Origin of the sequence: Thermohalobaculum xanthum (assembly GCF_016623495.1) — a bacterium.
GTDB lineage: Bacteria > Pseudomonadota > Alphaproteobacteria > Rhodobacterales > Rhodobacteraceae > Thermohalobaculum > Thermohalobaculum xanthum.
On record NZ_JAEHHL010000001.1, the window covers coordinates 25,168 to 44,622 of the forward strand.

A 19,455-nucleotide genomic window follows, 5' to 3' on the forward strand; every position below is an offset into this window, starting at 1 on the left:
GCGGGATGGGGTGGGCGCGCCTGTGCGCCCGGGATCAATTCGACAGCGCCGCGACGCCGGGCAGGGTCTTGCCCTCGAGCCATTCAAGGAAAGCCCCTCCGGCGGTCGAGACATAGGAGAATTTCGCAGCGGCGCCGGAATTGTTGAGCGCGGCGACCGTGTCGCCGCCGCCGGCTACCGACAGGAGCCGGCCCTCCTGCGTCAGCCGCGCCGCCGCCGCCGCCGCCTCGTCGGTCGCGCGGTTGAAGGGCTCGATCTCGAAAGCGCCGAGCGGGCCGTTCCAGACCACGGTCTTGGCGTTCTCGAACCGGCCGACGATGTCGCGCACCGCCTCGGGGCCCGCGTCGAGGATCATCGCGTCCTCGGGGCAGGCATCGGCCGGCACGACCTCCGACGGCGCGCCCGCCCGGAACTCGCGTGCCACCACCACGTCGCGCGGCAGGACGATCTCGCATCCCGCCGCCGACGCCTTCGCCATGATGTCCCGCGCGGTCGTCGCGAGATCATGCTCGCACAATGACTTGCCCACCGGCTTGCCCTGCGCGGCCAGGAAGGTGTTCGCCATGCCGCCACCGATGACGATCTGGTCGACCCGGGCGATCAGGTTGCCCAGGAGGTCGAGCTTGGTCGAGACCTTGGCCCCGCCCACCACCGCGATCACCGGGCGCTCGGGCCTGGAAAGCGCCTTCTCCAGCGCGCGCAGCTCGGCCTCCATCAGCCGCCCGGCGGCCGAGGGCAGGAGGTGCGCGATCCCCTCGGTCGAGGCATGCGCGCGGTGCGCGGCCGAGAAGGCGTCGTTGACATAGACGTCGCCGACCTGGGCCAGTTGCCGGGCGAACTCGGGGTCATTGGCTTCCTCGCCGGCGTGGAAGCGGGTGTTCTCGAGCAGCAGCACCTGGTTGGGCTGAAGCCGGTAGGCCGCGTGCTCGGCGGGCGAGCCGACGCAGTCGGGCGCGAACTTCACCATGGGGCCGTCGCTGCCCAGCGCGGCGGTCAGCGCGTCGATGACATGGCCCAGCGACATCTCGGGCACCGGCTTGCCCTTGGGGCGGCCGAAATGTGCCAGGAGGATCGGAAGGCCACCCTTTCTGATGACGTCCTTGATCGTCGGGATCACTGCGCGGATGCGGGTGTCGTCGGTCACGCGGCCGTTCTGCATCGGCACGTTGATGTCGACGCGGATCAGGACACGCTTGCCCTTGAGGTCGAGGTCGTCGAGGGTGCGAAAGCTCATCCGGTCAGCTCCTTCAACAGCAGTGCGGGGCAGGGTGCGCGCCGCCCGCCCGCTCGATCTCGATGGTCGCATGGACGAAGCCATGCGTCTCGGCCAGCCGTTTCCTGATCGCGTCGCGCACGCGCCCCGAGTCGGCGCCCTCGGCGATCTCGGCATGCAGCGTGATCATCGGCCGGTCCTCGCTGATCGCCCAGGCGTGCAGGTGATGGATGCGGCTGATCTTCTCGTCGCGGGACAGGTCCTGGGCGATCGCCGCCAGGTCGACCCCCTGCGGCACCGCTTCCAGCAGGATGCGCCCGCTGTCCCGCACCACCCGCCAGCCGGCGCCCAGGATCAGGCAGGCGACCACCACCGACAGGATCGGGTCGGCCGGTGTCCAGCCGGTGGCGATGATCACGCCCGCCGCGACGATCGCCCCGACCGAGCCGAGGATGTCGCCCGCAACATGCAGCATCGCGCTGCGGATGTTCAGCCCGCCGCTTCCGCCATGCAGCAGCCGGAAGGCGATGATATTCACGCCAAGGCCCAGGATCGCGACGATGATCATGGGCACGCCCATGACCGGCACGGGCGCCAGCAGCCGGTCGACCGCCTCCCACAGGATGACGCCCGCGATCAAGAAGAGGGCGATGCCGTTGAGAAAGGCTGCAAGGACCGAGAAGCGGTCGAAGCCGAAGGTCAGCTGCCAGTCCGCGGGCCTACGCGAGACACGCGCTGCCGCCCAGGCAAGCACCAGCGACGCGAAATCGGTGAGCATGTGCCCGGCATCCGCCAAGAGCGCGAGCGAGCCCGAAAGCCAGCCCGTGACCGCCTCGACCAGCATGAAGCCCCCGGTCAGGCCGGCCGCAAGCGCAAGCCTGCGGCCGTCGCCGTGGTGATCATGCGGGTGGGCGTGGGCACCCATCTCGGCTTCAGATCTTGGCGGCCATCGCGACCGCGGTGTCGCTCATCCGGTTCGAGAAGCCCCACTCGTTGTCGTACCAGGTCAGGATGCGGCACAGCGTGCCGTCCATGACCTTGGTCTGGTCCATGTGGAAGACCGACGAGTGGCTGTCGTGGTTGAAGTCGATCGAGACGAGCGGCTCGGTCGTGAAGCCGAGAATGCCTTTCAGCTTCTGCCCGGCAGCGGCCTCGATCGCGGCGTTGATCTCCTCGACCGAGGTCTTCCTCGACGCCACGAACTTGAAGTCGACGACCGAGACGTTCGGCGTCGGCACGCGGATCGCGACGCCGTCGAGCTTGCCGTTGAGCTCCGGCATGACCAGGCCCACCGCCTTGGCCGCACCGGTCGAGGTCGGGATCATCGACATCGCCGCCGCGCGGGCGCGGTAGAGATCCTTGTGCATGGTGTCGAGCGTCGGCTGGTCGCCCGTGTAGCTGTGGATCGTGGTCATGAAGCCCTTGTCGATGCCGATCGCCTTGTTCAGCACATAGGCGACGGGCGCGAGGCAGTTCGTGGTGCACGACGCGTTCGAGACCACCATGTCCTCGGCAGTCAGCGCGTCTTGGTTGACGCCGTAGACGATGGTCTTGTCCGCGCCCGAGGCCGGGGCCGAGACCAGCACGCGCTTCGAGCCGTTCTTGAGATGCGCCGAGGCCTTGGCCTTGTCGGCGAAGATGCCGGTGCACTCCATCGCGATGTCGACGTCGCCCCAGGGCAGTTCCTCGGGGTTGCGGATCGCGGTGACGCGGATCGGGCCGCGGCCCACGTCGATGGTGTCGCCGTCGACCTTGACCTCGCCGGGGAAGCGGCCATGCACCGAGTCATATCGCATCAGATGCGCGTTGGTCTCGACCGGACCGAGATCGTTGATCGCCACCACCTGGATATCGGTGCGGCCCGACTCGACGATCGCGCGCAGCACGTTGCGCCCGATCCGTCCGAAACCGTTGATCGCGACCTTGACCGCCATGTCGTTCTCCCCTGGCTGGAAGCGCGCGAGGAAAAGCGCGCGCGGAAATGATTTCGCCGCGCTTATACCTGCCCTGACAGGGGAATCAATCTGCGCGCCTGTGCGTGACGCGATATGACGCGCGCCGCGCCTTCGCGGGCCTGACGTTCATCCGGGGTGAGTGCGAGCGAGCGCGCCCGGCGCTCCGGTCCGCGGCGACGCGCGAGCCGCGCGTCAAAGTCCCGCGAAGGATCGGGCGCCGTCACGGTCCAGCGACGGCGCCCGTCAATCATCAAAGAAGAGATTTAGCCTTTTCAGCAACGGCTTCAGCGGTGATTCCGAAGTGCTGGTAGAGCTTGTCATACGGTGCCGAGGCACCGAAGCTCTCCATCCCGACGAAGGCCGCCTTGGCATCGCGCCCGCGTTCGCCCGACAGCCAGCGGTCCCAGCCCTGCTGAACCGCGGCCTCGACGCCCACGCGCACGGGGCCCGCGGGCAGCACGCGCTTGCGGTATGCCTCGGGCTGCGCGGCGAAAAGCTCGAAGCACGGGGCCGAGACGACGCGCGCGCCGATCCCCTCCTGCTCGAGCAGTTCACGCGCCGCCAGCGCGATCTCGACCTCCGAGCCGGTCGCCATCAGAATCACTTGGCGCCGGTGGTCGGCCTCGGCCAGCACATAGGCGCCCTGCGCGGTCAGGTTCTTGGTGCTGTGCTTGCCGCGCACCGTGGGCAGGTTCTGCCGCGTAAGTGCGAGCACCGACGGCGCGTCCTGCGTCGTCAGCGCGATCTCCCATGCCTCGGCGGTCTCGACCGCGTCGGCCGGGCGGAAGACCTGCATGTTGGGGATCGCGCGCAGCGCCGCCAGGTGCTCGACCGGCTGGTGCGTCGGCCCGTCCTCGCCCAGGCCGATCGAGTCGTGGGTCATGACATAGACCACGCGCTTGCCCATCAGCGCCGAGAGGCGCATCGCCGGACGCGCATAGTCCGAGAAGACAAGGAAGGTGCCGCCATAGGGCACCACGCCGCCATGCAGCGCCATGCCGTTCATCGCCGCCGCCATGCCGTGCTCGCGGATGCCATAATAGACGTAGCGGCCCTTGCGGTCGGTCTCGTCGAACATGCCCAGCCCGTCGGTCAGGGTGTTGTTCGAGCCGGTGAGATCGGCCGAGCCGCCGATCGTCTCGGGCATCGCCGGGTTGATCGCGGCCAGCGCCATCTCGGAGGCCTTGCGCGTGGCGACCTTGGGTGCATCGGCCACGATCTGCTTCTTCAGCGCGTTGATCGTGCGGCCCAGCTTGGCCGGCGCCTCGCCGCTCATCACGCGGTCGAGTTCCTTCTGCCTCGCCGGGCTCAGCCCGGCGCGGGCGCCTTCCCAGGCGGCGCGGGCCTCGGCGCCGCGCGCGGCGGCCTGTGCCCAGTCGGCGCGAATCGCTTCCGGAACCTCGAAGGGTCCGTGGCTCCAGCCATAGGCGGCGCGAACGCTCTCGATCTCCTTGGCGCCCAGCGGCGATCCGTGCGCCTTGGCGCTGTCCTGCTTGGTCGGCGCGCCGAAGCCGATATGCGTGCGGCAGGCGATCAGGGTGGGGCGCTTGTTGCCCTTGGCCCATGCCATTGCCGCGTCGATCTGGGCGTAGTCATGCCCGTCGATCGCCTTGACCTCCCAGCCCGAGGCCTTGAACCGCGCCAGCTGGTCGGTGCGGTCCGACAGGTCCAGCTTGCCGTCGATCGAGATGCCGTTGTCGTCCCACAGCACGATCAGTCGCGAAAGCTGCTGGCGCCCGGCCAGCGAGATCGCCTCCTGGCTGATGCCCTCCATCAGGCAGCCATCGCCCGCGATGACCCAGGTGCGGTGGTCGATCACCTTCTTGCCAAACCGCGCGCGCAGCGATTCCTCGGCCATGGCCATGCCCACAGCGTTGGCAAGCCCCTGTCCAAGCGGGCCAGTCGTGGTCTCGATGCCCGCGGCATGGCCGTATTCCGGGTGCCCGGCGGTCTTCGAGCCCAGCTGGCGGAAGTTCTTCACCTCGTTGAGCGTCATCCCGGGATAGCCGGTGAGGTGCAGGAGCCCGTAGAGCAGCATCGAGCCATGCCCCGCCGACAGCACGAAACGGTCGCGGTCGGCCCAGTCGGGGGCCTTGGGATCGAATCGAAGATGCCGATCGAACAGCACCGTCGCGACGTCGGCCATGCCCATCGGCATGCCCGGATGGCCCGAATTCGCGGTCTCGACCGCATCGATGGCCAGGACGCGCAGCGCCGTCGCCATACCAAAGAGCCGCGGCTCGGCCGCCTTCATCGCCTTGATGTCCACGCGTGGTCCTCGTGCAGCTGAGACAGGCCCGGTGCCGGGGCCGTCAGATGTCCTTCGCGCCGCGCCTTGCGCCCGGCGCCCGAATGCGGCGGGACAATGCGTATGGCGTGCGGGGCGGTCAAGTGCGCGGATGCCGCCCACCGGGGGGCACGGGCCGTCATGGGTCCGGATCTTGTGTCCCTCAGGTCACGATGCCAGGGAAGAAGGCGTGCCGAACCGCGCGTGTTCCTTATTCGTTCACACCATGCGTGGTGTATAGTTTTCGTCAACCCACAAAATCTGGGGTTAGGACGAAAAAACGCGATTGACCCGACTCTGAACCTTCATAAAAGTGGACGTTGTCGGGCGCGGAACCACAACATGTGGTGTTGGGCGCGGCATCCGGGGGCGGCTCAGCGCAAGCCTCACAAGCAAACTAGTCAGGTGTAGCCGGCGTTCAACGCGATCCGGCAACCGGTGGAGGTCATCCGCCGGACAGAACAAGAGTCGCCGTCGCAGGCGGGGGAGTGGGAAATGAAGATCGAGCGTAAGTTCACCGAAGCCGGCAAGTCACCCTATGACGCAATTGCGTTCCGCCAGGCGTCGTCCGAGATCCGGAACCCGGACGGTTCGACCGTGTTCAAGCTCGAGGCGTTCGACGTGCCCGCGGCCTGGAGCCAGGTCGCCGCCGACGTGCTGGCGCAGAAGTATTTCCGCAAGGCTGGCGTCGCGCGCGCCCTGAAGCCTTCCAAGGAGAAGGGCGTGCCCTCGTTCCTGTGGCGCTCGGTCCCGGACGAGAAGGCGCTGGCGGAACTGCCCGAGGACGAGCGCTACGGCGGCGAGACCTCGGCGCGCCAGGTCTTCGACCGGCTCGCCGGCGCCTGGACCTACTGGGGCTGGAAGGGCGGCTACTTCTCGACCGAGGAGGACGCGCAGGCCTATTTCGACGAGATGCGCTACATGCTGGCCAAGCAGATGGCCGCGCCGAACAGCCCGCAGTGGTTCAACACCGGCCTGCACTGGGCTTATGGCATCGACGGCCCCAGCCAGGGCCACTACTACGTCGATTTCCAGACCGGCAAGCTGGTCAAGTCCGACTCGGCCTACGAGCACCCCCAGCCGCATGCCTGCTTCATCCAGTCGGTCGCCGACGACCTCGTGAACGAGGGCGGCATCATGGACCTGTGGACCCGCGAGGCGCGGCTGTTCAAGTACGGCTCGGGCACCGGCACCAACTTCAGCTACCTGCGGGGCGAGAACGAGCGGCTGGGTGGCGGGGGTAAGTCGTCGGGCCTGATGTCGTTCCTCAAGATCGGCGACCGTGCCGCGGGCGCGATCAAGTCGGGCGGCACCACGCGCCGCGCCGCCAAGATGGTGATCTGCGACATGGATCACCCCGACATCGAGGCCTTCATCGACTGGAAGGTGAAGGAGGAGCAGAAGGTCGCCTCGCTGGTCGCCGGCTCGAAGCTGCACGAGCAGAAGCTCAACGCCATCTTCGCGGCGATCCGCGACTGGGACGGCGCCGAGGCCGATGCCTTCGACCCCAAGGCCAATCCCGGCCTCAAGGCGGCGATCAAGGACGCCCGCAAGGCGATGATCCCCGAGAACTATGTCCGGCGCGTGCTGCAGTATGCCGAGCAGGGCTTCACCTCGATCGAGTTCCCCACCTACGACACCGACTGGGACTCGGAGGCCTATCTCACCGTCTCGGGGCAGAACTCGAACAACTCGGTGCGCGTGACCGACGCCTTTCTCGACGCGGTGGCGAAGGATGCCGACTGGGAGCTCTTCCGCCGTACCGACGGCAAGGTCGCCCGGACCGTCAAGGCCCGCGAGCTGTGGGAGAAGATCGGCCACGCCGCCTGGGCCTGCGCCGATCCCGGCATCCAGTACCACGACACGATCAACGACTGGCACACCTGCCCGGCCTCGGGGCCGATCCGCGCCTCGAACCCGTGCTCGGAGTACATGTTCCTCGATGACACGGCCTGCAACCTGGCGTCGCTGAACCTGCTCCAGTTCCTGGGCGAGGACGGCTTCCGGGTCGAGGACTACGAGCACGCGACGCGGCTGTGGACCGTGACGCTCGAGATCTCGGTGACGATGGCGCAGTTCCCCTCCAAGGAGATCGCGCAGCTGTCCTACGAGTATCGCACGCTCGGCCTCGGCTACGCCAATATCGGCGGGCTGCTGATGACGCTTGGCCATGGCTACGACTCGGATCAGGGCCGCGCGATCTGCGGCGCGCTGACCGCGATCCTGACCGGCGTGGCCTATGCCACCTCGGCCGAGATGGCGGCCGAGCTGGGCGCCTTCCCGGGCTACGCCGACAATGCCGAACACATGCTGCGCGTGATCCGGAACCACCGGCGCGCCGCGCATTCCGAGACGGCCGGGTACGAAGCGTTGCGCACCCTCCCTGTGCCGCTTGATGCGGCCAACTGCCCGGACGCGCGTCTGGTGGCGCGCGCCCGGGCCTCGTGGGACGCGGCGCTCGAGCTTGGCACCCAGCACGGCTTCCGCAACGCCCAGTCCAGCGTGATCGCGCCCACCGGCACGATCGGCCTGGTGATGGACTGCGACACCACCGGCATCGAGCCCGACTTCGCCCTGGTGAAGTTCAAGAAGCTGGCCGGCGGCGGCTACTTCAAGATCATCAACCGCGCGGTTCCCAAGGCGCTGTCCCGGCTCGGCTATGACGACGAGACGGTCGAGCAGATCATCGCCTACGCGGTCGGTCACGGCACGCTCTCGGGCGCGCCCGGCATCGACCACGAGAAGCTGATCCACCACGGCTTCGGCCCGGACGAGATCCAGCGCGTCGAGGACGCCCTCGCCTCGGCCTTCGACATCCGCTTCGTGTTCAACCAGTGGACGCTGGGCGCGAAGTTCTGCGAGGAAGCGCTTGGTATCGAGAAGGAAAAGCTGGGCGACCCTGGCTTCGACCTGCTCCGCCACCTCGGCTTCACCGCCCGCGAGATCGAGGCCGCGAACACCTATGTCTGCGGGACGATGACGCTCGAGGGCGCGCCGGGGCTCGCGCCCGAGCACCTCGCCGTCTTCGACTGCGCCAACCCCTGCGGCAAGATCGGCAAGCGGTATCTGTCGGTCGAGAGCCACATCCGGATGATGGCCGCGGCGCAGCCGTTCATCTCGGGCGCGATCTCGAAGACCATCAACATGCCCAACGACGCCTCGATCGAGGACTGCAAGGACGCCTACCTGCTGTCCTGGCGCCTGGGCGTGAAGGCCAACGCGCTCTACCGCGACGGCTCCAAGCTCAGCCAGCCGCTCTCGGCCAGCCTCATCGACGAGGACACCGAGGAGGAACTGATCGAAGCGGCTCCCGCCGAGCGCGCCCAGATCCTGGCGGAGAAGATCGTCGAGAAGGTGATCGTCAAGGAGATCCAGAACCGCGGCCAGCGCCACAAGCTGCCTGACCGCCGCCGGGGCTACACCCAGAAGGCCATGGTCGGCGGCCACAAGGTCTACCTGCGGACCGGCGAGTTCGAGGATGGCCGGCTCGGCGAGATCTTCATCGACATGCACAAGGAGGGCGCCGCCTTCCGCGCGATGATGAACAACTTCGCCATCGCCGTGTCGGTGGGCCTGCAGTATGGCGTGCCGCTCGAGGAGTTCGTCGAGGCCTTCACCTTCACCCGCTTCGAGCCCGCGGGGATCGTGTCGGGCAACGACTCGATCAAGAACGCGACCTCGATCCTCGACTACATCTTCCGCGAGCTGGCGGTCAGCTATCTCGACCGCACCGACCTCGCCCATGTTCAGCCCGAGGGCGCGCGCTTCGACGAGCTCGGCCGCGGCGAGGAGGAAGGCAAGCGCAACTTCCGCGAGGCTGATCGCGAGGTGGCCCAGCCGGCCATCGAGTTGGTGCGCCAGGTCGCCTCGACCGGTTACCTGCGCAACCGGGTCCCGTCGGGCCACCAGTTCGTGGTGGTGAACGGCGGCGCCGCGCCCGCTGCCATGGCGGGCGTCCCGGCGGCGACGGCCGGCGTGGCGGTCGAGACCTTCGGCGCCTCGAGCGCCACCGCCACGGCCATCGGCGCGGTCGCGACGGCGGTGATGGACCGGCGAACGGAAGCCAAGATGAAGGGCTACGAGGGCGACGCCTGCGGCGATTGCGGCAACTTCACGCTGGTGCGCAACGGCACCTGCATGAAGTGCAACACCTGCGGCGCGACCTCGGGATGCTCGTGAGTTGACGAGGGGCGCGGGCGGGGGCTGGTCCCTCGCCTCCGCCCGCTGCCCCCTCGTCAGTCAAGGAATGGAATCAGGCCGCAGGCGAGAACCGGTCGGGCAGATAACAAGTACTGACGGACCTGATATCTGACTGGGAGGGGTGGCTTGGCCCCTCCCGTTTTCTTTGCCGACTGGGCCCGCGCGGGCGGGCTCAGTCCTCGTCCCCCGCCGTGATGGCCGAGGCGGGGATCGCCAGCAGGCACAGAAGGGCCGCGAGCCCCAGCCCGGCCGAGACCGCCAGCACGCCGGTGCCGATCCGCTCGATCAGCAGCGCGAAGACGAAGGGTGCGGCCGCCTGTGCGAAGCGCGCCGGCACCGTCAGCACGCCTTGCCGGTGCCCGTATCCCGACGGCCCGAAGATGGCGAGGGGCAACGTGCCCTTGGCGATCGTCAGGATGCCGTTGCCGGCCCCGTGCAGCAGCGCGAAGCCCGCGGCGAAGGGCGCGCCAAGGCTGATCAGGCCCAGCGCCGCCAGCGGGTGACCCAGCGTGGCGAGTCGCGCCGATAAGAGTGGGCTGAACCGCTGCAGGACGCCGAACTCCAGCACTCGCCCGGCCACCTGTGCCGGGCCCACCAGCGCCGCGGCCGCGATGGCCGCGACCGGGGTTACCCCCGATGCCTGCAGCAGCTGGGGCAGATGCGCCGCCATGGCAGTGCTGACGAACCAGGTGATGGCAAAGACGAAGCCGAGCAGAAGCATCAGCCTCGGATGTGGTTCGGACCTGGCAACCGGTGCCGGCGCGGGCGCGGGTGCAGGCGCGCCGGGCCCGGTGCCGGGAACGGCTGCCGCCAGGACCGTCGCATCCGGTGCCGCCGCGGCCGCCTCCGTGGCGCCGCGCGGCAGGCACAGAAGGTTGAGCGGGAGCCCGACGACAAGCTGCATCGCGGCCCAGACAAAGCAGGCGCCGCGCCAGCCGATCTCTGCCTCCAGCCAGGCCGACACCGGCCAGCAGATCGTGCTCGCCAAGCCCGCCAGCAGCGTGATCCCGGTGATGGCCCCGCGGGCCTTCCGACCATAGGCCTGGGCAAGCGCGGCAAAGGCGGATTCATACAGTCCCATCGACATGCCGATGCCCAGGACCAGCCAGCCCACCACCATCACCGCCGGCTGCGGCGCCGCTCCCAGCAGCGCCAATCCTGCCGCGAATACCAGGTTCGAGGCCGCCAGCACCCCGCGCCCGCCGAAGCGGTCGATCCGCCGCCCGGCCCGCGGCCCAAGCAGTGCCGAGATCACCAGCGCGCCCGAGAAGGCGCCGAACACCAGCCCGGTCGACACGCCAAGATCGCGCGCCATCGGCCCGGCAAGGATCGCGGGCAGGTAGAAGGTCGATCCCCAGGCCAGCGTCTGTGCGCTGCCAAGCGCGAGGACGACGCGGTGACGCTGGCTCAGCATGAGGGCGCCGCGGAACGGGCGCAGGGCAGGGTCAGGAACATCGGCACAATAAACCCCCGGGGCACGGAATGTGCGCCACGCTAGCGCGGCCCGTGGCGTCCTTCACGCCATTTCTGGGACACGCGCGTCCGCCGCCGGGCGACTGGGTGGGGTCGCACGCACGCCGCGCCGCTCCCACGCGCGCGTTGCCCCGCGGCCTCGCCCCTCGGTGCCGGCCCGCAAAACGGGTGTGGCCGTCCTGCAAATCCCGTGGCATGAAGATCGGCGACGGGCGCCGCCGAACGGCGCCGGCGTAGTGGAACGGGAGGGCGCACGCACATGAAGAAGCTTCTGACGGCCGGGGTCGCGGCCATGGCGCTGATCTCGGCCTCGGCATCGGCCGAGACCAGGATCGGCATGATCACCACGCTGTCGGGCGGCGGCTCGCATCTCGGCATCGACGTGCGCGACGGCTTCGAGCTGGCGCTGAAACAGTCGGGTCGCTCGGATGTCGAGCTGATCGTGCGCGACGACGCCAACAAGCCGGATGTCGCCAAGAGCCTGTCCGACGAGCTGATCCAGTCCGAGAAGGTCGACATCCTGACCGGCATCATCTTCTCGAACCTCGCGATGGCGGTGGTGCCAGGCGCGGTGCGTGACGTGTTCTACATCAGCCCGAATGCCGGCCCCAGCGCGCTGGCGGGCAAGCTGTGCAATCCCAACTACTTCAACGTCGCCTGGCAGAACGACAACCTGCACGAGGCGATGGGCGGCTACATGAAGCAGGCCGGCCTGCAGAAGCCTTTCATCCTCGCGCCGAACTACCCGGCCGGGACCGATGCGCTGAACGGCTTCAAGCGTTTCTACGGCGAGGAGGGGCTGGCGGGCGAGATCTACACCCAGCTTGGCCAGACCGACTACGCCGCCGAGATCGCGCAGATCCGCGCCAGCGGCGCCGATTCCGTGTTCTTCTTCCTGCCGGGCGGCATGGGCATCGCCTTCATGAAGCAGTACGCCGCCGCCAATGTCGGCATCCCGGTCTTCGGCCCCGCCTTCTCGTTCGACGAGATCATCGTCCAGGCGCTGGGCGATGCGGCGATCGGGGTCAAGAACACCTCGCAGTGGGCCTATGATCTCGACAACGACGCCAACAAGGCCTTCGTCGAGAGCTTCCGCGCCGAGTTCGGCCGCACGCCCACGCTCTATGCCAGCCAGGGCTTCGACACGGCGAACCTGATCCTCTCGGCGCTCGACAAGGCCGCGCCCGGCGACAAGGACGCCTTCCGCGCGGCGCTCGAGGCGGCCGAGTTCACCTCGGTGCGTGGCGATTTCAAGTTCGGCCCCAACCACCACCCGATCCAGGACATCTATGTCCGCGAGGTGGTGGCGGGTCCCGAGGGCAAGCCGACGAACAAGCTGGTCGGCATCGCGCTCGAGGACCACGCCGATGCCTACGCGGCCGAGTGCAAGATGTAAGCGGCCATCAGGGAACGGGTGCCCGGCCCGATGCGCCGGACACCCGCACGGCCGCGTCGCGTGGCGGCGCGGCCGTGCGCTACCGGCCGTGACCGCGGGCCGGTATAGTCTCGCTCATGTCCGAACGTTTCCAGCGTAGCCTCGCCGCCATCGTCGCCGCGGACGTGGTGGGCTATTCGCGCCTTGTCGGGACGGACGAGGAAGGCACGCTTGCCGCGTTGCGTGCCGTTCGCCGCGACGTGGTCGCGCCGCTTCTGGCCGATCATGGCGGGCGCGTCGCGAACACTGCGGGCGACAGCCTGCTCATCGAGTTTCCAAGCGGGGTGGGCGCCGTGCGCTTCGCCCTGTGCCTGCAACGTGCCATGGCCGACCGGGTCGCCGCGGGCGGGGCGCTCAGGTTTCGCGTCGGCGTCAACGTCGGCGACGTGGTGCGCGACGGCGAGGACCTTCTGGGCGATGGCGTGAACATTGCCGCGCGGCTCGAGGCGATCGCCGAGCCGGGGGGCATCGCGCTGGCAGAGGACGCGCATCGCCTGCTGGGCGAGAACCGCGACATCCGCTGGCGCGATGGCGGGGTGCAGCGGCTCAAGAACATCGCGCGGCCCGTCCGTGTCTTCAGATGGCTTCCGGACGACGATGCCGGGTCACTCGCTGCGGACGGCGCCGGGCGCGGCCCCGCGATCGGCGCCGACAAGCCCTCGATCGCGGTGCTGCCCTTCGAGCCGGTCGGTGCCGACCCCGACCAGGCGATCTTCTGCGACGGCCTCACCGAGGACATCATCACCATGCTGTCCAAGCTCGACGGCCTGCGGGTGGTCGCGCGGGCGTCGAGCTTCGCGCTGCGCGACCGGCAGCTCGATCCGCGCGACGCCGCGCGCGAGCTGGGTGTGCGCCATGTCCTGCATGGCAGCGTGCGCAAGAGCGGGAACCGCTTGCGCATCTCGGCCCAGCTTGTCGACGCGGCCGACGGCAGCACGCTCTGGGCCGAGCGCTACGACCGGACGATGGACGACATCTTCGCGATCCAGGACGAGATCACCCTGGTCGTCGCCACCGAGATGCAGGTGTGCCTGACCGACGGCGAGCAGGCCCGGCTGCGTTATGTCACGACCTCGAACGTCGCGGCCTGGACGCTCTGGGCGAAGGGGCTCGCGCACCTGCGCAGCGCCGTGACGCGGGAGGGCATGGGACCGGCGCGAGAGTACTGGGAGCGTGCGCTCGCGCTCGACCCCGACTCGGCCGCGCTCAACGCGATGCTGGGCTTCATGCACGCGCTCGATGCCCGCTTCGGCTGGTGGGAGGAGCGCCCCGTCGCCCTCGGCAAGGCGCGGGCCTATGCCGAGCGCGCGCTTGATCTCGACCAGAAGAATGCCGACGCGCACATGGCGCTGTCGCTCGCGGGGCTCTTCGAGGGGAGGTTCGACGAAGCGGTGACCGCTGCGCGCCGGGCCGTCGCGCTCGCCCCGGGCTCGGCCGACACGGCCGACGTGGCAAGCTTCGTGCTGACGCCATGCGGCTTTCCCGACGAGGCGATCGCCCTCAGCCGCCGCGCGATGTCGCTCAGCCCGCATCATCCGCCCGTCTATTTCGGCCAGCTTGGCAATGCCTGCCACCATGCCGGGCGCATCGAGGAGGCGATCGCGGCCTTCGAGCAATACGAGGCCAGGAGCCCGGGTTTCGGCCTCGTCGACCTGGTGATCATCCACCAGCAGAGCGGGCGGGCCGAGGAGGCCCGCGCCTGCGCGCGGCGGTTACTGGACGCCCGGCCGGGCTTCACCGTCGAGGCCTGGAGCCGGACGCAGTTCCGCCGCGACCAGGAACGGCTTGCGCGGGATCTCGACGCGCTGCGCGAGGCCGGAGTTCCGTCCGGCTGAGCCCGGCGGGGCGACCCCCTCAGAACTGCAGGGGCGCGTTGTCCACGACTTCCTTCATCACGAAGAAGGTGCGCGTCTGGCGCACGCCGGGCAGGGCGATCAGCTCGGTTCCGTGCAGCCGGTTGAAATCGGCCATGTCGCGCACCCTGATCTTCAGGAAGTAGTCGAAGTCACCGGCGACCAGGTGGCAATCGAGGATGAAGCCGAGCCCGGACACCGCCGCCTCGAAGGCCGCGAAGCTCTCGGGCGTCGAGCGGTCGAGCACCACGCCGACGATCACCAGCGCCGCGCGGTTCACCGGCTCGGGCGCGACGCGGGCATGCACGCCCTCGATCAGCCCCTCGTCGAACAGGCGCTGCACCCGGCGATGGCAGGTCGCGGGGCTCAGGTTCACCCGCCGCGCGAGATCGGCGTTCGAGAGCCGACCGTCGGCCTGCAGCAGCCGCAGCAGCCTGAGGTCGATTCGGTCCAACGCTGCTGTGGTGGAATCGTTCATTACAGACCTAATCAACGAGAGAAACAGTCATATACATCGCATAACTTCACCGATCCATACGCCTATATCCATAAAGTTTCGAAGCACCTATCAGCCCCTCTCCGCTAGCCTCGTCGCCGGAACACAGGCTCCGATCCGCGCGAGGAGGCGCATCCCATGCTTAAGAAATTCGAGCGATACCCCCTGACTTTCCCTCACCCCACGCCGATCGAACGGCTCGGGCGACTCTCGGAGGCGCTGGGCGGAAAAGTCGAGATCTACGCCAAGCGCGACGACTGCAACTCGGGCCTCGCGCTTGGCGGTAACAAGCTCAGGAAGCTCGAATACATCGTCCCCGACGCGATCGCCCAGGGCGCCGACACGCTGGTCTCGATCGGCGGCGTGCAGTCGAACCACACCCGGATGGTCGCGGCGACCGCCGCCAAGATCGGCATGAAATGCGTCGTGGTGCAGGAGGCCTGGGTTCCGCACGAGGACGCCGTCTACGACCGTGTCGGCAACATCCTGCTGACGCGCCTGATGGGGGCCGAGAGCCGCATCGTCGAGGACGGCTTCGACATCGGCATCCGCCGCAGTTGGGAGGACGCGATCCAGTCGGTGCGCGACGCGGGCGGCAAGCCCTACGGCATCCCCGCCGGCGCCTCGGTCCACCCGCTGGGCGGGCTCGGTTATGTCCGCTTCGCCGAGGAGGTCCGCGCGCAGGAGGCCGAGATGGGCCTGCGCTTCGACTACATCATCGTCTGCGTCGTGACCGGCTCGACCCAGGCGGGGATGATCGTGGGCTTCAAGCCCGACGGGCGGGCGAGCCGCGTGATCGGCATCGATGCCTCGGGCACGCCCGAGCAGTGCCGCGCGCAGGTCGCTTCGATCGCGCGCAACACCGCCTCGCTGATCGGCCTCAAGGACGCGATCACCGACAACGACATCGTTATCATCCCGGACTACGCCTATCCCGCCTATGGCGTGCCCAGCCGCGAGACCAACGAGGCCATCCGCCTCGCCGCGCGGACCGAGGCGATGATCACCGACCCGGTCTACGAGGGCAAATCCATGCAGGGCCTGATCGACCTGGTCGCCAAGGGTACGATCCCGGCGGGCTCGAAGGTGCTCTACGCGCATCTGGGCGGGGCGCCGGCACTCAACGGCTATGCCTACACCTACCGCAACGGCTGAATTCGCCCGCCGCTCTCGACACTTGGTCCGCGCCGCGCTATGCGCGGCGCATGACCCTCGCGCTCTTCCTCGAACAGCTTCTGAACGGCGTGCAGCTGGGCCTCACGCTGTTCCTGATGGCGGCGGGGCTGACGCTGGTCTTCGGCGTCATGGGCCTGATCAACCTCGCGCATGGCTCGCTCTACATGACGGGCGCCTTCGTCTGCGCCACCGTTGCGGGCTGGACTGGATCGTTCTGGGCCGGCCTCTTGGCGGGCGCGCTGGCCGCGGCGGCGGTGGGCGCGCTGGTCGAGGTGTCGGTGATCCGGCGGCTCTATGCGCGCGATCATCTCGACCAGGTGCTGGCGACTTTCGCGCTGATCCTGATATTCTCGGAGGGCGCGCGGCTGGTGTTTGGCGACCGGCCGCTCTGGCTCGACATCCCGCCGGCGCTGTCGGGCACGCTCGCCCTGCCGGGCGGTGCCGAGTATCCGCTCTACCGGCTGGCGATCATCGCCATCGGGCTGGGGCTGGCGGGCGGCCTTTGGTGGCTCATCAACCGCACGCGCATCGGCATGCAGATCCGGGCGGGCGAGGCCGATCGCGAGATGATCGCGGCGCTGGGCGTGGATATCCGCAGACTCTACACGCTGGTCTTCGCGCTGGGCGCGGGGCTTGCGGGGCTTGCCGGCGCGCTGGTGGGCGCGCTGCAGTCGGTCCAGGTCGGGATGGGCGAGCCCGTCCTGATCCTCGCCTTCGTCGTGATCGTGATCGGGGGCATCGGCTCGATCCGCGGGGCACTGGCGGGCGCGGTGCTGGTGGGCGTGATCGACACCATGGGCCGGGTCTTCCTTCCGGCGGGGTTCGGGCTCTTCATGCCGCCGGCCGAGGCGACGGCGACAGGCTCCGCCCTCGCCTCGATGCTGATCTACCTGGTGATGGCGCTGATCCTCGCGCTCAAGCCCAAGGGCCTGTTCCCCGCCGATGCGTGAGGGGCTGGTCAATCTCGCGCTGATCGCGCTCCTGCCTCTCGTCGCGCTTGGCGCGCAGGCGGCGGGCGAGACCTATTTCGTCACCCTCGTGACCAAGGCCACGATCCTCGCGCTCGCCGGGATCGGGCTGAACCTGGCGCTGGGGGTGGGCGGCATGGTCAGCCTGGGCCACGCGGCTTTCTTCGGCATTGGCGGCTATGCCGCGGGGATCGCGGCGCACCACGTGTTTGCCGGCACGCCGGTCCTCGGCTGGCCGCTGACGGTCGAAGGCACCGACCAGATGCCGCTGATCTGGCTTGCCGGGATCGCGGCGGCGGGGCTGGCCGCGGCGGCGATCGGCGCGGTGTCGCTGCGCACCCAGGGCGTGCACTTCATCATGATCACGCTCGCCTTCGCCCAGATGGTCTACTACCTCGGCGTCTCGTGGAAGGCCTATGGCGGCGAGGACGGGCTGCCGATCTACCTGCGCAACCAGTTCCCGGGGCTGGATACCGGCGACGCGATGCAGTTCTTCGCCCTCGCCTTCGCCTGCCTGCTCGCGGGCGTGGCGCTGGTCTGGCAGGTCTCGCGATCGCGCTTCGGGCAGGCGCTGGCAATGGCGCGGATGAACGAGGCGCGGCTTGCCGCCTCGGGCATCTCGCCATACCCGGTGCGGCTTGCGGGGTTCGTGCTCTCGGGCATGATCGTGGCGCTGGCGGGGGCGCTGTTCGCCGATCTCAACGGCTTTACCGGGCCTTCGATGCTTAGCTGGCACCGCTCGGGCGAGATCATGGTGCTGGTGATCCTGGGCGGCGTCGGGCGGCTTTGCGGGCCGCTGGCGGGCGCGATGCTGTTCGTGGCGTTCGAGACCTGGCTCGGCGGGCTGACCGACCGCTGGCAGCTGTTCCTCGGGCTCGTGCTGCTCGGGGTCGTGCTGTTCGCGCGGGGCGGGCTGATCGGCATGCTTGCGGGGAGGGCGCGGCATGGCTGAGCCGATCCTTGCGCTGCGCGGCCTGTCGAAATCCTTCGGCGCGCTCAAGGCCACCGACGACGTCTCGCTCGATCTCAGGCCGGGCGAGATCCACGCGCTGATCGGACCCAACGGTGCCGGCAAGTCCACGCTGATCGGCCAGATCGCGGGCAGCGTCGTGCCCGATGCGGGCGAGGTCTGGCTGGGCGGGCGCCAGATCACCGGCCTTTCGGTCGCGGCGCGGGCGCGGGCGGGGCTTGCCCGCAGCTTCCAGGTCTCGTCGCTGGCGATGGAGGTCTCGGCCCGGGTCAACGTGCGCCTCGCGGCGCAGGGCCGGGCAGGGGGGACCTACCGGCTCTGGGGTTCGGCCTCGCGCGATTCCAGGCTGGCGGCGGCCGCCGAAGCCGCGCTTGCCCGCGTGGGGCTCGAGGCGCGCGCCGACATCCCGGTGGCCGAGCTCAGCCATGGCGAGCGGCGCCTTGCCGAAATGGCCTGCGCGCTCGCGCTCGCGCCGCGCGTCTTTCTGCTCGACGAGCCGATGGCGGGGCTCGGCGCCGACGGGACGGCGCGGCTGACCGCGCTGCTCGACGGCCTGCGGCACGAGGCGCCGATCCTGCTGGTCGAGCACGACATGGACGCCGTCTTCCGGCTGGCCGACCGCATCAGTGTGCTGGTCTATGGCCGGGTGATCCTGACCGGCACGCCCGACGAGATCCGCGCCTCGCGCGAGGTGCGCGAAGCCTATCTGGGCGAGGAGGCGTGATGCTGGCGGTCGAGCGCATTACCGCCTTCTACGGCGCGGCCCAGGCGCTCTTCGGCGTCTCGCTCGCCGTGGGTGCGGGCGAGGTCGTGGCGCTGATGGGCCGCAACGGCATGGGCAAGTCCACCACCATCCGCGCGATCTGCCGGCTTACCCCGCCGCGCGACGGGCGCGTGAGCTTCGAGGGCCGCGATCTCGCGGGCCTTGCGCCGCACCGCGTCGCGCGCCTCGGGCTGGGGCTGGTGCCGGAGGGCCGCCGCTGCTTCGCTACCCTCACGGTGGCCGAGAACCTGATGGCGGCCGCGCGGCCGGGGCCGTGGGACATGGCGCGCGTCAGCGCGTTGTTCCCGCGCCTTGCCGAGCGCGCCGCTCAACGCGCCGCCACCCTCTCGGGCGGCGAGCAGCAGATGCTGGCGATCGGGCGCGCGCTGATCACCAATCCGCGCCTCCTCATCCTCGACGAGGCGACCGAGGGGCTCGCCCCCGTCGTGCGGGCCGAGATCTGGCGCGCGGTCGCCGCCCTCAAGGCCGAGGGGCAGGCGATCCTGATCGTCGACAAGAGCCTGCACGAGCTGCGCGCGCTGGCCGACCGCTGCGTGATCCTCGAGAAGGGCGAGGATGTCTGGACCGGCGCACCGGCCGGGCTCACGGCCGCTGTCACCGACCGCTGGCTGGGCGTCTGAGCACGGCGCCGGGGCGCCGCAGCGC

At 69.3% G+C, this 19,455-nt stretch carries 14 protein-coding genes; 8 read left to right on the forward strand and 6 right to left on the reverse strand.

From position 1 onward, the window contains the following. Window positions 1–34 precede the first annotated feature (34 nt). The 4 genes from H0I76_RS00150 to tkt form a co-directional block, all read right to left on the reverse strand. Window positions 35–1,234: a phosphoglycerate kinase gene (locus tag H0I76_RS00150; RefSeq protein ID WP_200605518.1), complete on the reverse strand. Its 1,200-nt coding sequence runs from the start codon at window positions 1,232–1,234 to the stop codon at window positions 35–37. A 13-nt stretch (window positions 1,235–1,247) separates the two neighbouring features. After that, entirely contained in the window at window positions 1,248–2,138 is an 891-nt protein-coding gene (locus H0I76_RS00155; protein WP_200605520.1) for a cation diffusion facilitator family transporter, read from the reverse strand. A 7-nt stretch (window positions 2,139–2,145) separates the two neighbouring features. After that, entirely contained in the window at window positions 2,146–3,147 is a 1,002-nt protein-coding gene (gap, locus tag H0I76_RS00160; protein WP_200605522.1) for a type I glyceraldehyde-3-phosphate dehydrogenase, read from the reverse strand. 271 nt (window positions 3,148–3,418) lie between these two features. Continuing rightward, window positions 3,419–5,437 carry a transketolase gene (gene tkt / locus H0I76_RS00165; RefSeq protein ID WP_200605523.1) on the reverse strand — a complete coding sequence of 673 codons (2,019 nt, stop codon included), beginning with the start codon at window positions 5,435–5,437 and terminating at the stop codon, window positions 3,419–3,421. Between the two features lie 513 nt (window positions 5,438–5,950). Between tkt and H0I76_RS00170 the strand changes: the two genes are divergently transcribed. Continuing rightward, a complete protein-coding gene (locus H0I76_RS00170) occupies window positions 5,951–9,634 on the forward strand; it encodes a vitamin B12-dependent ribonucleotide reductase (protein WP_200605524.1) in 3,684 nt (1,227 codons plus the stop codon). Window positions 9,635–9,827: 193 nt separating this feature from the next. On the opposite strand, the gene H0I76_RS00175 is transcribed toward H0I76_RS00170, so the two are convergent. Next, entirely contained in the window at window positions 9,828–11,069 is a 1,242-nt protein-coding gene (locus tag H0I76_RS00175; protein WP_200605525.1) for an MFS transporter, read from the reverse strand. Between the two features lie 318 nt (window positions 11,070–11,387). Between H0I76_RS00175 and H0I76_RS00180 the strand changes: the two genes are divergently transcribed. Further along, window positions 11,388–12,524, forward strand: coding sequence for an ABC transporter substrate-binding protein (locus H0I76_RS00180; RefSeq protein WP_200605526.1), 1,137 nt, complete (start codon window positions 11,388–11,390; stop codon window positions 12,522–12,524). Window positions 12,525–12,640: 116 nt separating this feature from the next. Further along, window positions 12,641–14,398 carry an adenylate/guanylate cyclase domain-containing protein gene (locus H0I76_RS00185; RefSeq protein ID WP_200605527.1) on the forward strand — a complete coding sequence of 586 codons (1,758 nt, stop codon included), beginning with the start codon at window positions 12,641–12,643 and terminating at the stop codon, window positions 14,396–14,398. Between the two features lie 19 nt (window positions 14,399–14,417). Here H0I76_RS00185 and H0I76_RS00190 read toward each other — a convergent pair whose 3' ends face one another. Further along, on the reverse strand, window positions 14,418–14,894 hold the full coding sequence (locus tag H0I76_RS00190) for a winged helix-turn-helix transcriptional regulator (protein ID WP_200605528.1): 477 nt from the start codon (window positions 14,892–14,894) through the stop codon (window positions 14,418–14,420). Between the two features lie 156 nt (window positions 14,895–15,050). Here H0I76_RS00190 and H0I76_RS00195 point away from each other — a divergent pair, with 156 nt between their 5' ends. Genes H0I76_RS00195 through H0I76_RS00215 form a run of 5 tightly spaced genes read left to right on the forward strand, consistent with a single transcriptional unit; the run spans window position 15,051 to window position 19,430 of the window. After that, window positions 15,051–16,067: a 1-aminocyclopropane-1-carboxylate deaminase gene (locus H0I76_RS00195; RefSeq protein WP_200605529.1), complete on the forward strand. Its 1,017-nt coding sequence runs from the start codon at window positions 15,051–15,053 to the stop codon at window positions 16,065–16,067. Window positions 16,068–16,117: 50 nt separating this feature from the next. Further along, the gene (locus H0I76_RS00200; protein ID WP_200605531.1) at window positions 16,118–17,038 is read left to right on the forward strand and encodes a branched-chain amino acid ABC transporter permease; all 921 of its coding nucleotides are present in this window, start codon (window positions 16,118–16,120) and stop codon (window positions 17,036–17,038) included. After that, the gene (locus H0I76_RS00205; protein ID WP_200605533.1) at window positions 17,031–18,008 is read left to right on the forward strand and encodes a branched-chain amino acid ABC transporter permease; all 978 of its coding nucleotides are present in this window, start codon (window positions 17,031–17,033) and stop codon (window positions 18,006–18,008) included. The genes H0I76_RS00200 and H0I76_RS00205 overlap by 8 nt, the downstream gene beginning before the upstream one ends. Further along, window positions 18,001–18,750, forward strand: a complete 750-nt coding sequence (locus H0I76_RS00210) for an ABC transporter ATP-binding protein (protein ID WP_200605535.1) — start codon at window positions 18,001–18,003, stop codon at window positions 18,748–18,750. The genes H0I76_RS00205 and H0I76_RS00210 overlap by 8 nt, the downstream gene beginning before the upstream one ends. Beyond that, on the forward strand, window positions 18,750–19,430 hold the full coding sequence (locus tag H0I76_RS00215) for an ABC transporter ATP-binding protein (RefSeq protein ID WP_200605537.1): 681 nt from the start codon (window positions 18,750–18,752) through the stop codon (window positions 19,428–19,430). Before H0I76_RS00210 ends, H0I76_RS00215 begins: the two co-directional genes overlap by 1 nt. The last annotated feature ends 25 nt before the right edge of the window (window positions 19,431–19,455 follow it).